The organism is Bradyrhizobium sp. T-1, from assembly GCF_053592855.1.
This window is the reverse complement of sequence record NZ_CM132115.1, coordinates 4,692,285-4,704,198: the sequence shown is the minus strand read 5'-3', so window position 1 is coordinate 4,704,198 and position 11,914 is coordinate 4,692,285. Positions and strand designations below refer to the sequence as shown.

The 11,914-nt window shown below is 64.1% G+C and carries 15 protein-coding genes; 9 read left to right on the top strand and 6 right to left on the bottom strand.

Going from position 1 to position 11,914, the window contains the following annotated elements; genetic code table 11:
• Window positions 1-119: 119 nt before the first annotated feature.
• Both ACWAT4_RS22910 and ACWAT4_RS22905 read right to left on the bottom strand, forming a co-directional pair.
• Window positions 120-689 carry a glutathione peroxidase gene (locus ACWAT4_RS22910; RefSeq protein ID WP_449728123.1) on the bottom strand — a complete coding sequence of 190 codons (570 nt, stop codon included), beginning with the start codon at window positions 687-689 and terminating at the stop codon, window positions 120-122.
• Window positions 690-777: 88 nt separating this feature from the next.
• Complete coding sequence (locus tag ACWAT4_RS22905) at window positions 778-2,469, bottom strand: L,D-transpeptidase (protein ID WP_449728122.1); 1,692 nt, start codon at window positions 2,467-2,469, stop codon at window positions 778-780.
• A 208-nt stretch (window positions 2,470-2,677) separates the two neighbouring features.
• Between ACWAT4_RS22905 and ACWAT4_RS22900 the strand changes: the two genes are divergently transcribed.
• A complete protein-coding gene (locus tag ACWAT4_RS22900) occupies window positions 2,678-3,229 on the top strand; it encodes a CreA family protein (RefSeq protein ID WP_212299489.1) in 552 nt (183 codons plus the stop codon).
• Here the strand turns inward: ACWAT4_RS22900 and ACWAT4_RS22895 are convergent.
• Both ACWAT4_RS22895 and ACWAT4_RS22890 read right to left on the bottom strand, forming a co-directional pair.
• Window positions 3,219-3,425, bottom strand: a complete 207-nt coding sequence (locus ACWAT4_RS22895; RefSeq protein ID WP_212428296.1) for a hypothetical protein — start codon at window positions 3,423-3,425, stop codon at window positions 3,219-3,221. The two genes, ACWAT4_RS22900 and ACWAT4_RS22895, sit on opposite strands and share 11 nt — an antisense overlap.
• A 218-nt stretch (window positions 3,426-3,643) precedes the next feature.
• Entirely contained in the window at window positions 3,644-3,784 is a 141-nt protein-coding gene (locus ACWAT4_RS22890) for a hypothetical protein (protein ID WP_212299493.1), read from the bottom strand.
• Window positions 3,785-3,832: 48 nt separating this feature from the next.
• On the opposite strand from ACWAT4_RS22890, the gene ACWAT4_RS22885 reads away from it, so the two are divergent.
• Together ACWAT4_RS22885 and ACWAT4_RS22880 are read left to right on the top strand one after the other, a co-directional pair.
• A complete protein-coding gene (locus tag ACWAT4_RS22885; protein ID WP_212299495.1) occupies window positions 3,833-3,997 on the top strand; it encodes a hypothetical protein in 165 nt (54 codons plus the stop codon).
• Window positions 3,998-4,031: 34 nt separating this feature from the next.
• Window positions 4,032-4,397: a hypothetical protein gene (locus ACWAT4_RS22880; protein WP_212299497.1), complete on the top strand. Its 366-nt coding sequence runs from the start codon at window positions 4,032-4,034 to the stop codon at window positions 4,395-4,397.
• Window positions 4,398-4,401: 4 nt separating this feature from the next.
• Here the strand turns inward: ACWAT4_RS22880 and ACWAT4_RS22875 are convergent, their stop codons facing one another.
• Both ACWAT4_RS22875 and pdxR read right to left on the bottom strand, forming a co-directional pair.
• Window positions 4,402-4,659: a DUF6719 family protein gene (locus tag ACWAT4_RS22875; RefSeq protein WP_212299499.1), complete on the bottom strand. Its 258-nt coding sequence runs from the start codon at window positions 4,657-4,659 to the stop codon at window positions 4,402-4,404.
• A gap of 69 nt (window positions 4,660-4,728) precedes the next feature.
• Window positions 4,729-6,189, bottom strand: coding sequence for a MocR-like pyridoxine biosynthesis transcription factor PdxR (gene pdxR / locus ACWAT4_RS22870; protein ID WP_449728121.1), 1,461 nt, complete (start codon window positions 6,187-6,189; stop codon window positions 4,729-4,731).
• A gap of 75 nt (window positions 6,190-6,264) precedes the next feature.
• Between pdxR and ACWAT4_RS22865 the strand changes: the two genes are divergently transcribed.
• The 6 genes from ACWAT4_RS22865 (at window position 6,265) to ACWAT4_RS22840 (ending at window position 11,905) form a co-directional block, all read left to right on the top strand.
• Window positions 6,265-6,990, top strand: coding sequence for a pyridoxamine 5'-phosphate oxidase family protein (locus tag ACWAT4_RS22865; protein WP_212299503.1), 726 nt, complete (start codon window positions 6,265-6,267; stop codon window positions 6,988-6,990).
• A 51-nt stretch (window positions 6,991-7,041) separates the two neighbouring features.
• On the top strand, window positions 7,042-8,319 hold the full coding sequence (locus ACWAT4_RS22860; RefSeq protein WP_212299504.1) for an ArgE/DapE family deacylase: 1,278 nt from the start codon (window positions 7,042-7,044) through the stop codon (window positions 8,317-8,319).
• 192 nt (window positions 8,320-8,511) lie between these two features.
• On the top strand, window positions 8,512-9,321 hold the full coding sequence (locus tag ACWAT4_RS22855; RefSeq protein ID WP_212299507.1) for an alpha/beta hydrolase: 810 nt from the start codon (window positions 8,512-8,514) through the stop codon (window positions 9,319-9,321).
• A 34-nt stretch (window positions 9,322-9,355) separates the two neighbouring features.
• On the top strand, window positions 9,356-10,195 hold the full coding sequence (gene kynA, locus ACWAT4_RS22850; RefSeq protein WP_212299515.1) for a tryptophan 2,3-dioxygenase: 840 nt from the start codon (window positions 9,356-9,358) through the stop codon (window positions 10,193-10,195).
• An 8-nt stretch (window positions 10,196-10,203) separates the two neighbouring features.
• Complete coding sequence (gene kynU / locus ACWAT4_RS22845) at window positions 10,204-11,406, top strand: kynureninase (protein ID WP_449728120.1); 1,203 nt, start codon at window positions 10,204-10,206, stop codon at window positions 11,404-11,406.
• Between the two features lie 100 nt (window positions 11,407-11,506).
• Window positions 11,507-11,905: a PaaI family thioesterase gene (locus ACWAT4_RS22840; RefSeq protein WP_212299519.1), complete on the top strand. Its 399-nt coding sequence runs from the start codon at window positions 11,507-11,509 to the stop codon at window positions 11,903-11,905.
• Window positions 11,906-11,914 lie beyond the last annotated feature (9 nt).

Sequence of the window (11,914 nt, the reverse complement as noted above, 5' to 3'; positions counted from 1 at the left end):
ACAATTGTGCCCAAGCCTGTTCAAGTCGGGAGCCTGTTCAAGTCAGGAGCCTGTTCAGGTCAGGAGCCTGTTCAGGTCAGGAGCCTGTTCAAGTCAGGCGCGTGTTCAAGTCAGGCGTGTCAGCTATCAGCCAAGGCCCTGGCAATCGCAGTCTTGATGCGCGTGTCGGCGGGCTCCACAGCGGACGGAAACACCTCAATGATATAGCCATCACGGCCGATCAGGTATTTGTGGAAGTTCCACTTCGGAACCTCCTTCGGTCGCGCCTCCGCGGCCCATTTGTAGAAGGGATGCGCCTTAGCTCCGACCACGACGGCCTTGGCGGTCATCGGGAAGGTAACGCCGTATTGGTGGTGCGCGGTCTCCGAGATCTCGCTGGTGCCTCCGGGCTCCTGACCGCCGAAATCGTTGGAGGGTACGCCGATCACGGTGAGGCCGCGCTCCCGAAACTCGTTCCAGAGCTCCTGCAGGCCCGCATATTGCGGGGTGTAGCCGCATAGCGAGGCGGTGTTCACGACCAACACCGGTTTGCCGGTGAAGGCGGCGAGGCGGATGTCCTCGCCGGACAGTGCGGGGAACGAGAAGGCGTAAGCCGAGATCCGGCTCATGCCGACATCGGCCCGCGCGTGCGTTGCCGAGGTGGCTGCTCCGAGCAGCGCGGCGGTGAGCACGGTTCTGCGGTTCAGCATGGCAGTGTCCCCCGGATGTGATCCGGGGCGGAGCTTACTCCGGTGATGCGACAGGCCCGCTCAACACCGCGTTATCGCCGTTCGAGGCTCAATAAAGGCGGACGATGAAGTCGGTGCCTTCGCCGGTCTCGCCCTGGTTGATGCCCTGGTCGGAGACGATGACCGAGCCGCCGGTGGTGAGCATCTCGTTGATCTTCGCCATGGCATCGGCCGGGATCGTGATGCGATCCAGTGCTTCGGCGGGGCTGTCCGGCGTGATCACCGGCTTTGCCGCGACGGGAATCACGGCAGCGCCACGCTGGCGGCGTATGTGGCCGTCATCGTCGCGCGCGGCGGCGCGAACAGCGACGGGCAGGGACACCACCGACCAATGCAGCGCATTGGAATCGGTCTTGTCGACCTCGGCGGTGAAAACGTGAGTGCCGAGCGGCCGGTCGCTTGCCGCGATCGTCACGGGCACGTCGAACAGCGGCGCAAAGTTCTGCCGGACGTAGAGCTTGGAATCCTTGCGGCTGATGAACACTGCAATCTGGCCGGTCCGCTTCGGCAGATCCGGCTTCACGGACGGCGCGGGATCGGCGAGGCGGGTTTGGTCTTTCTTCGCGTCGGGCGAAGCGGCTTGTGCCGGCGCCGTTGCCGTCACGGCCGCGTCGGGTTTCTTCTCGGCGGCGGCCGCATCGGATTTGGCCGGCTCGGCAGCGGCTTCCGGCTTCGGAGTATCGGTGGCCTCAGACTTCGCGGTCTCGACCTTGTCGTCCGAGGTCGCTTTGGGCGCCTCTGCAGTGTCAGTGGGCTTGGCAACCTCGTCCCTCTTCGCTGCCGCCTCCGGCTGCGTGGCCGGCTCGGAGGCCTCGGCGGACTTGGTGTCGGTCTTGGTTTCGATTTTGGCGTCAGTCTTGGCGGCTTCCTCGCGGACCGGCGCGTTGCCCGTGGTCACATCCGACATCACGGTGTGGCCGACCGTGGAGCGCAGTTCGAGCACGCCGTCCGCGCTGGCGGTCTTCGTCTCAAGAGACTTGGTCTCGACGGGCTTGGCATCCGTGACCTTGGTCTCGGGCGCACCCTTGTCCGCCTTGTCGCCAACGCTCGTCGTCGGCTCGAGGCTCGCTGCAGGCTGCGGCGGCACGCGCAGCGATGCGAGCATCGGATGCGAGAAGCTTTGCGGCGTCATCTGGCCGGGCGAGACGATCACGCGCGCGCCCATCTTGGTCCAGTTCCACATCTTCACCGCGAACGCCATCGGCATGCGGATGCAGCCGTGCGAGGCCGGATAGCCCGGTAGCACGCCGGCATGCATGGCAACACCGGACCAGGTGATCCGCTGCATGTACGGCATCGGCGCGCCGCTATAGATGTTGGAATGGTGGAATTTGTGCTTCTGGATGACGCTGAACACGCCCATCGGCGTCGAGTGGCCCTTCATCCCGGTCGACACCGGCGATTCCGCGAACACGCCGTTGGAGTCGTAGATCGTGACCTTCTGGCGGTCGATCGAGACGACGATGACGAGCGGACCTTGCGGCTTCGCGCCGGTCTCCTTCTCGACAAGCGCCTCCTTCTTGTTCTTAGAGGCTGCCGAGCCGCGCTTCTGCGGCTTCACGCGCGGCGGCTCGGGATACCGCTCCTGCCGTCCATAGGATCCGTCGGAATAATCCGAATAGTAATAGAACGCTGCTTCCGCCTGGCTCGCCGTGCCGATCGCACCCGCCGCCGTCACAATGGCGACCTGCCACAGCCGCCTCGGCGCGGCGGCAAAACGGGACCCATTCACGCTATTCATTCCTCGAATCCACAATCCAAATCAGACGTTAGTCTCGCAGAGGGGATACGCGTTCACCAGCATGGCGGTTCTGCCATCATCGACTTTTGTCCAAGACGTAGCAAAAAAGCCTCACGGAGCGGTAAACGGCGGCGGCAGCCGGCTTGCATCATCTTCCTGATCGGCCACCCCATGCCTACATTGCCAGGACTTGTTACCGGAGAACTTCATGTCATCTCGTTTCCCCGGTCTTTCCCGCATCCGCTTGAAAGACTTCGCTTTATTCCTGTTGCTGTTGGTTGTGCCGGCAGCATCCGCTTCCGCGGCCGATGAGCCGGATCTGATCTTCCGTCGCTCCACTGTCTTCAAGTGGATGAGCCCGAATGACAAGCTCGCGACCTACGGTCTCGACGACCCCGAAGTCGAGGGCGTGGCCTGCCATTTCACGGTGCCGGAGAAGGGCGGCTTCAAGGGCTGGCTCGGTCTTGCCGAGGAGGTCTCGGACATCTCGCTTGCCTGCCGCCAGGTCGGCCCGATCAAGTTCAAGGCCAGCAAGATGGAGCAGGGCGACGACATGTTCCGCCAGCGTCGCTCGCTCTTCTTCAAGAAGATGCAGATCGTGCGTGGCTGCGACGCCAAACGCAACGTGCTGGTCTACATGGTCTATTCGGACAAGCTGATCGAGGGGTCGCCGAAGAACTCGACCTCGACCGTGCCGATCATGCCGTGGGGACCGGCTGACGCCAACGTCCAGAAGTGCGGCGACTTCTTCACTCAGTGATGTGATCGCGGCTGCCGCGCGGTCTCGCAAGATGCGAGCCGCTCAGCCGCACGAACGCCTGGGGCGCGGCCTCGTAGCCGCGGCCTGATTGCTGCGCCATCGCGCCGGGCGAGCCGGTGCGGCGGCTCAACTCTCGATCGGCGCGGTCCGTGCGCTCTGCCGCGTCGCGCGTCGTTGCGCGATCTCGCGCCATCATGATGGCCATCCTTCACAGGTGTGCCCGTCGATGACGGGCCTTTCGGTTTCGAAGCTTCGGTCGCGCCCGATGGATGCTGGGTTCATCGGCGGGACCGGCCGTCGTTTGCAGCTCTCTTCAGCAGAGAACCGTAAAATGCATGTGAAGCGCTGACGTCGCGGATGTGACCGCCTCACCTCAACCTGTGTGGATGGTCGTTCCCAAACGCGTTCAAGCTGTCATGCATCCCGTCTGAAATCATTGATGTTTTCCGAGAATTGTGTCGTCGCGCCGCGGGCGACGAAACAATTCTCACCGGCAATGAAACCATTTTCGGCTTTGAGCGCATCACGGGAGAAACCGCGGATGGTTATCAGCATCACAACGACGACGGCGCACCGCCGGCCACGCAATTCGGAGAGAGATCCATGCGCGCGCTCAGCTTCATCCTTGCTTTCGGCTTCGTGCTCGCCGGTTCCTCGTTCGCAGGCGCGCCGGACGGCAATTTGCCGGGTATCGGCACCTTCCAGTACAGCGGCTCGCCGGTCACGACCACATCGCCGCAGCCTCTGGTCCTCGCGGCGCGCTTCTGATCACCAACAAGAAAATCAGCCGGCAAAGGCCATCATGTACCTTCGTCTCTGCGCCGCAGCGTTCCTCTCCGTTCTGACGATCAGTTCCGTTCAAGCGCAGGTGCGCGCTCCGAGCCGGTTGCCGGATCCGCGCACTGAGTTCGTGCGGCAGTGCGCTCCCCGCATGCTTGGGCGCTGGGAGCATCCGGAAGAGGTCTGCGGCTGCCTGCATGACCATGCCGCGGCCGTGGTCGAGGATCGCGACCTGCGCGAGGCGCTGCTGCGCGGCATCAGCGAGACCGGTGTGCCCACGATTGAAACCGATTGGGTGCCGGCAGCGAAGCAAGCCGAGATCGGCGCGACCTTCACCAAGATCGCCAAGCCGACCTTGCAGTGCATGTTCGACCCGGCGAAGTCTTAGGCCGTCATCTCGATTTCGGACCGAAGCGTGCCACGCAGGTTGCTGTTCGCACCACGCCCTTGTCGGTCATCTTCGAGCCCCGCACTTCCTTGATTTGTCCGGCGGGACAAGTTCCGTCGTCCACCTGCACGCGCTGGCCGAGCTTGAGATCGACGATATCCTGCTCACGCCCCACGGAAGCGGCGCTCGCCGTTGAGGCAAGGGCGATGGCGATCAGGAGGGCGAGGCCGGCTGCGCGGCCGAGTGACGTGACAATTGACATGATGAGAGATCCCGGAATCGATTGCCGCGATGTTAAGGAGCGGTCGGCGATTCTGATAGCCAACCTTCGTCACGCCCGCCGGGCCGATTTGCCCTTGCTGCGCAAGGCAGCGCGCGCCTCCCGCGCCAGCCCTTCTGCGGCGGCGACGAGGCGTGGAACCGCGTGCCCCGAAAATCCCAGCACGAAACCGGGAAGCGGGCGCGCCCGCGCATAGGTGTCGGCGAGCAGCCAGCCTTCCGCGCCCGCGGCCTGTTTCGCTTCGGCCGCAATCGCTGGCGCGACCGACGGATCGAACCGTGCCACCAGGTGCAGGCCCTGCGACGGCACCGGGACCGACAGCGCGCCCTCCGATGCCGCTTCGAGCGTTTCGGCCAGCGTGTCGCGCGCCTCGCGATAGAGTTTTCGCACGCGCTTCAGATTCGCCGCGAACGCGCCGGAATTGAGCATGTCGGCGACCGCGCCTTCCATCAGCGTTCCGGGAAAGCGGTCGAGCGCGGCGCGCGCGGCCGTGACGTCGCCGATCAGGCGCTCGGGCAGGGCGCAATAGCCGATGCGCAGACCCGGAAACAGTGTCTTGGCAAACGTGCCCATGTAGATCACGCGCTGGAGGTGATCGATGCCGGCGAGCGACATCAGGGGCGCGCCGTCATAGCGAAACTCGCTGTCGTAATCGTCCTCGAGCACGAAGGCGCCCGCCTGCTTTGCCCAGTCGAGCAGCTCGAGCCGCCGTGGCATCGACATCTGCACGCCCAGCGGAAACTGATGCGACGGCGTGACATAGGCCGCGCGTGCGGACGGCGCGGCGGTGCGGCCCCTCGCGATTTGCAGGCCATGGGCGTCGACTGGAATGGGCACGGTGCGATAGCCGCATTGCGCGATGGTTCTACGCGCGATGGGATAGCCCGGATCTTCGCACCAGACCTGATCGTCGGCCTTCAGGATCGCACCGAGAATGATGCGCAGCGTGTGCAGCGTGCCTGATGTGAGCATGATCTGGTCGGGGTCGCAGCGCAGCCCCCGCGCCGAGAGCAGATGATCGGCGATCGCGACGCGCAGCTCGCGGCTGCCGCGCGGGTCGCCGTAATGCAAATGCTCGCTGCCGAAGGCGCGCATGCGCCGGCCGACGAACGCGCGAAATCGCTGCAGCGCGCGCTCGTCGATATGGGTGCAGCCGAGCGCGAGTGCGGCCTGGCCGGGCGTTTCGACGATCGCCTTCTTTTTCGGTGCGGCGGCGGGCGCCGGAATGCGCGCAGCGACGAAGGTGCCGGAGCCGACGGTGGCCTGCGCAAATCCGTCGGCAATCAGGCGCTCATAGGCGGTGACGACGGCGTTGCGCCGAAAACCGGTCTGCTTCGCCAGCATGCGCGATGGCGGCAGCGGCTCGCCCGGTTTGACGAGGCCTGAGACGATCGTCTCGCACAGCGCCTGGTACAGCCGGTGCGCCGAGGAAGCGCCGATAGTGATGTGCGGGCCGGTGAGATCCAGCGGCAGCTCGGGCTTGGTTGGGGAATTGGTCGGAATTTTTCGCATGGAATTGGTACTATCGCAGACCAAATGCGCCGCTACAACTCTCCTGGAATTGTTCGAATCCCGACAGGAGCGGCCGTGAGCCAGACCGAGAGCCAAGAGTCCTATCCGACGTCAGCGCGCAACCAGGTGAAGCGCCGGCATGACCGTGGCTTCTACGATCACGCCACCGTTCATCGTATTCTGGATTCCTCGATGCTCTGCCACGTCTCCTATGTCATCGACGGCCAGCCCTATTGCACACCGACCTTCTTCTGGCGCGAGGGCACAAAACTCTATTGGCACGGCTCGAGCGCCAGCCGCATGCTGCGCAATCAGACCAGAGGCGAGCGTGTCTGCCTGACGGTCGCCCATCTCGACAGCCTCGTGCTGGCGCGCTGCGGCTTCAACCACTCCGCCGACTATCGCGCCGTGATGGCGTTCGGCACCGCCTATCTCGTCACCGACCCCGAGGAGAAGGAGCGGGCGGTGATCGCCATGGTCGACCGCTTCTTCCCGGATCGCACCGCGAGCCTGCGGGCGAGCAATACCCAGGAGATCAAGGCGACCTCCTTCATCGCGATGGAGATCGAGGAGGCTTCCGCCAAGGTCCGCGCCAAGGGCGTTGCGGATGACGATGAGGACTACGAATTGCCGATCTATGCCGAGCGCATTCCGGTGCGCACGGTGCTGGGCGCGCCCGAGCCGTGTTCGCGCTTGCTCGACGGCGTCACGCGTCCTGCGACGTTGAATGGCTATTTCGAAGGCCGACTGCTCGAAGATGCATTGCGGGATGCTTATTTTGAGGAGTACCCGAACGGCTGAAATCGGCTAGCTTGCGCGCACCCTCGACCAGTGGATGCCCGGAGTTGCCTGATGAATGCCGAAACGCAGCAGAGGATTGTTGACGCCGTCGACGCCGGCTTCGAAGCCCAGCTTGCGACCACAAGCGATTTCGTCGCGATCCCTTCGACCCGTGAGGCCGAGGGACCGTGCCAGGACATGATGGGCGACCTCCTGCGCGCGCGCGGCTACGAGGTCGACGATTGGCACATCAATGTCGACGACCTCAAGGATTTGCGGGGCTTCGGGCCGATCGAGCATGATTTCTCGAAGGCGCGCACGGTGGTCGGGACCTATCGTCCCAGGACCGAGGCCGGCAAATCGCTGATCCTCCAGGGGCACTGCGACGTGGTGCCGGCGGGGCCTCTGGAATTGTGGGACACGCCGCCGTTCTCGCCCGTCATCAAGGACGGCAAGATGTTCGGCCGCGGCGCCTGCGACATGAAATCCGGGACCATCGGCGCGCTCTATGCGCTGGATGCGATCAAGGCCGCGGGCTTCAAGCCGACGGCGCGGATCCACTTCCAGTCCGTGATCGAGGAAGAGAGCACCGGCGTCGGTGCGCTCTCGACGCTGCAGCGCGGCTATCGTGCCGACGCCTGCTTCATCCCAGAGCCCACCGCCGGCAAGATGGTGCGGTCGCAGGTTGGTGTGATCTGGTTTCGCCTGCGCGTGAAGGGCCATCCGACCCACGTCGCCTTTGCGGGCTCCGGATCGAATGCGATCATGGCGGCCTATCACCTCGTCCACGCGCTGCAGAAGCTCGAGATTGAGTGGAACGAGCGTGCCAAGGCGGATCGTCATTTCAAGACCCTGAACCATCCCATCAATTTCAACCCCGGCATCATCAAGGGTGGCGATTGGGCCTCGAGCGTGCCGGCCTGGTGCGACGTTGATTGCCGTATCGCGATCCTGCCGGGTTGGTCGGTGGCCGATCACCAAAAGGAGATCCTGGCTTGCGTCGCCGCCGCCTCGCGCAATCACCGCTTCCTCGCCAACAATCCGCCGGAGGTCGAATGGTCGGGCTTCCTGTCAGAGGGCTATGAGCTGACCGACGCCGCCGCGCCGGAAGCCGCCTTTGGCAAGGCGTTCAGCAAGGTCTATGGCGGCGCGGTCGAGGACCTCGTCTTCACCGCGCTGACTGACACCCGCTTCTACGGCCTCAATTACGGCATCCCGAGCCTCTGCTTCGGCGCCAGCGGCGGCGAGATGCACGGCTTCAACGAATTCGTCGATCTGGAGTCATTGAAGAAGACCACCAAGGCGATGGCGCTGTTCGTCGCGGAGTGGTGCGGGGTGGAGAAGGCGTAAGGGTCGCGTCAGCCGCAGCTCTCGTCGGGTGGGAAAAGGCGCACGTGCGCCGTACCCACGTCTTGGTTGCGGCGCGCGCTGAACGAAACAATGGCTCTCTAGATCCTTTAAGCTTAAAATAAAGACTAGGATGCCGTCCTCAGCGGTGGCAGACTGGCGCCTGGTTCGCTGGACGAGTCCCTGGGAGTGACGATGCGCGATTGGGATGATGCTTACGCCAATTCGGCCCATATCCCGGGCTCGGACAAGATGCCGGCGCAATGGGCGGAGCGGGCGGCGGCTTACCGCGCCGCCCTGAAGGGATTTCGCCCTGATATCGCCTACGGCTCCGATGAACGCCAGCGGTTCGACCTGATCCTGCCCGATGGCGACAGCCAGGGCCTCGTCGTGTTCGTTCATGGCGGCTATTGGATGCGCTTCGACAAATCGACTTGGACGGATCTGGCCGAAGGCGCGCGGCATCACGGCTGGACTGTTGCGCTGCCAAGCTACACGCTCACACCGGCCGCGCGCATCTCCGATATCACTGCCGAGATCACCGCCGCGATTGCCAAGGCCGCTTCGCTTGTCGCGGGGCCGATCCGGCTCGCGGGCCACTCCGCCGGCGGTCATCTCGTCACGCGCATGCTTTGCGACGACAGCCGGCTCGAGCCCGCGGTCTTCAACCGCATCGCCGGCACGCTTTCGATCAGCGGCCTGCACGATCTGCGCCCGCTGCTCAAGACGAAGATGAATGAGACGCTGCGCATGAGCATGGAGGAGGCGGCACTCGAAAGCGCGGCGCTGCATCTGCCGCGCGGGCATTCGCCTGTGACCGCCTGGGTCGGCGGCGGTGAACGACCCGAATTCATCCGTCAATCCGACCTGCTGGCGAATGTCTGGACCGGCTTTGACGTGCCGACGCGTCTCGTCGTCGATCCCGGTCTGAACCATTTCACCGTGATCGATGGTCTGAAAGATCCGTCGTCGCCGATCACTGCGCGCCTGATCGGCCTGGACTGACGAGGGCAGGGATGGTCGATCGAAAGGGTCTGTCATGACGTCCAGCGATTACGATCCCACACGCGAAGGCGCCGAGACCGATTTTGCCCGGCGCATGTCCTACGGCGATTATCTGGCGCTGGATGCGATCCTCGGCGCGCAGCATCCGTTGTCGGAAGCTCATGACGAGATGCTGTTCATCATCCAGCATCAGACCACCGAGCTCTGGATGCGGCTTGCCATCCACGAGCTCAGCGCCGCGCGGCGTGCCATCGCCAAGGACGAGGTGGCTCCGGCCATGAAAATGCTGGCGCGAATGTCGCGCATCTTCGAGCAGCTCAACAATGCCTGGGATGTGCTGCGCACGATGACGCCGAGCGAATATACGCGCTTTCGCTCCCAGCTCGGCCAATCCTCGGGCTTCCAGTCGCGCCAGTACCGGCTGATCGAATATCTGCTCGGCAACCGCAATCATGCCATGCTGAAGCCGCACGCGCACGATGTAGAGACCACGAAGCTGCTCGAAGCGGAGCTCGCAACACCCAGTCTCTATGACGAGGTGCTGCGGCTGGCCGATCGCCATGGGCTGACGATGCCGGCCGCAGTGCTCGCGCGCGACGTCCGCGAAACCCACAGTTTTAGTGAGGGCGTGCTGCAGGCCTGGCGTATTGTCTACGAGGCGCCGGAAACACACTGGATGCTGTATGAGCTCGCCGAAAAGCTGGTCGATTTCGAGGATTATTTCCGGCGCTGGCGCTTCAACCACGTGACGACGGTCGAGCGCGTCATCGGCTTCAAGCGCGGCACGGGTGGCACCGGCGGCGTCAGCTATCTCAAGCGCATGCTGGAGGTGGAGCTGTTCCCTGAACTCTGGCGCGTGCGGACCATTCTGTAGAAGAGCTCATGACCAGATATCGCGTTTACGACGACACCAAAGCGCTATTCCATCTTCCGAACGATGTGATCTATCTCGACGGCAATTCGCTCGGTGCATTGCCGCTGGGTGTTGCCGAGCGCGTCAGCCGCGTCATCACCGACGAGTGGGGCAATGAGCTGATCCGCGCCTGGAACACGGCCGGCTGGTATGCCCAACCGCGCCATGTCGGCGATCGCATCGCGCGACTGATCGGGGCGGAAGCGGGCTCGGTGATGGTCGGGGACACGCTGTCGCTCAAGGTCTATCAGGCGCTCGCGGCGGCGCTCGACATGAACGCATCGCGCAAGGTCGTCCTCTCGGACACCGGCAATTTTCCGACCGACCTCTACATGGCCGAAGGCCTGATCGCGACGCTTGGGCGTGGCCATCAATTGCGTCTGGTCGCACCGGAGGAGATCGAGGCTGCGCTGTCGGACGAGATCGCGGTGTTGTACATCACCGAGGTCGACTACCGCACCGGCCGCCGCCACGACATGGCGAAGCTGACGGCAAAGGCGCATGCACTCGGCATCGTCACGGTCTGGGATCTCGCGCATTCGGCCGGCGCGCTGCCGGTCGATCTCGCCGGCTGCGGCGCCGATTTCGCCGCCGGCTGCACCTACAAATACATCAACGCCGGCCCCGGCGCGCCAGCCTTTCTCTATGTCGCGCCGCGACACGCCGATACGGCGCGTGCTGCGCTGTCCGGATGGATGGGCCACGCAAGACCCTTTGCCTTCGAGCTTGCCTATGCGGCTGCCGGCGGCGTCGAGCGCATGCGCGTCGGGACGCCACCAGTCCTGGCGATGGCGGCGCTGGAGGCGTCGCTCGATATCTGGGACCGTGTCGACATCGAGGAGGTCCGCGCCCGCTCGCTGGCGCTCGGCGATCTCTTGATTGCGGAGGTCGAACGCCGCTGCCCGTCTCTGCGGCTGGTCACTCCGCGTGCGCACGAGCGCCGCGGCTCTCAAGTCTCCTTCGCCTTCGAGGGCGGCTATGCTGCCATGCAAGCCCTGATCGCCCGCAATGTGATCGGCGATTTCCGCGCGCCTGACATCATGCGGTTCGGAATCACGCCGCTGTATATCGGCGAGAGCGAGATCATCCGTGCGGCCGAGATCATCGAGGAGGTGATTGCGGGCGAGGTGTGGTGTCGGCCGGAATACCAGGTCGTGAATGCGGTGACGTGAATGTCGCGGCCGATGTCACGACGGACACTACCTTGGACGTCATTGCTTTGCCGCGCGAAGCCATTCACTCTGAGAGAGCAAGGAATTGGGAGGAGATGTGATGACGCCGCTCGAAAAGCTTAAAGCGATGAAGATGCCGTTCGCCGAGCTCAAGGGCGTCGAGTTCGTCGAAGCCGGGAAGGACCGCGTGGTGGCGCGGATGATGGTCAGGCCCGATCTCTGCACCCTGCATCACACCATCCATGGCGGTGCGGTGATGGCGCTCGCGGATTCTGTTGGAGCTGCTGCGACCGTGATCAACCTGCCGGAGGACGCCAAGGGCACGACCACCCTGGAGAGCAAGACCAATTTCATCGGCGGGGCGAAGGAGGGAACCACTGTCATCGCCACCACCACCCCGGTCCACCGAGGCCGCCGAACCCAGGTCTGGACCACCCGGCTTGAGACCGAGGACGGTAAGCTGGTCGCTGTGGTGACCCAGACGCAGCTGGTCCTGTAAGACTACGGA

Bases quoted from the DNA above. Each gene is read 5' to 3' on its own strand.
- kynA (WP_212299515.1), top strand. From the start codon at position 9,356: ATGACGTCCAGCGATTACGATCCCACACGCGAAGGCGCCGAGACCGAT.
- ACWAT4_RS22855 (WP_212299507.1), top strand. From the start codon at position 8,512: ATGCGCGATTGGGATGATGCTTACGCCAATTCGGCCCATATCCCGGGC.
- ACWAT4_RS22880 (WP_212299497.1), top strand. From the start codon at position 4,032: ATGTACCTTCGTCTCTGCGCCGCAGCGTTCCTCTCCGTTCTGACGATC.
- ACWAT4_RS22895 (WP_212428296.1), bottom strand. From the start codon at position 3,425: ATGATGGCGCGAGATCGCGCAACGACGCGCGACGCGGCAGAGCGCACG.
- ACWAT4_RS22910 (WP_449728123.1), bottom strand. From the start codon at position 689: ATGCTGAACCGCAGAACCGTGCTCACCGCCGCGCTGCTCGGAGCAGCC.
- kynU (WP_449728120.1), top strand. From the start codon at position 10,204: ATGACCAGATATCGCGTTTACGACGACACCAAAGCGCTATTCCATCTT.
- ACWAT4_RS22860 (WP_212299504.1), top strand. From the start codon at position 7,042: ATGAATGCCGAAACGCAGCAGAGGATTGTTGACGCCGTCGACGCCGGC.
- ACWAT4_RS22885 (WP_212299495.1), top strand. From the start codon at position 3,833: ATGCGCGCGCTCAGCTTCATCCTTGCTTTCGGCTTCGTGCTCGCCGGT.
- ACWAT4_RS22890 (WP_212299493.1), bottom strand. From the start codon at position 3,784: ATGCTGATAACCATCCGCGGTTTCTCCCGTGATGCGCTCAAAGCCGAA.
- ACWAT4_RS22900 (WP_212299489.1), top strand. From the start codon at position 2,678: ATGTCATCTCGTTTCCCCGGTCTTTCCCGCATCCGCTTGAAAGACTTC.
- ACWAT4_RS22840 (WP_212299519.1), top strand. From the start codon at position 11,507: ATGACGCCGCTCGAAAAGCTTAAAGCGATGAAGATGCCGTTCGCCGAG.
- ACWAT4_RS22875 (WP_212299499.1), bottom strand. From the start codon at position 4,659: ATGTCAATTGTCACGTCACTCGGCCGCGCAGCCGGCCTCGCCCTCCTG.
- pdxR (WP_449728121.1), bottom strand. From the start codon at position 6,189: ATGCGAAAAATTCCGACCAATTCCCCAACCAAGCCCGAGCTGCCGCTG.
- ACWAT4_RS22905 (WP_449728122.1), bottom strand. From the start codon at position 2,469: ATGAATAGCGTGAATGGGTCCCGTTTTGCCGCCGCGCCGAGGCGGCTG.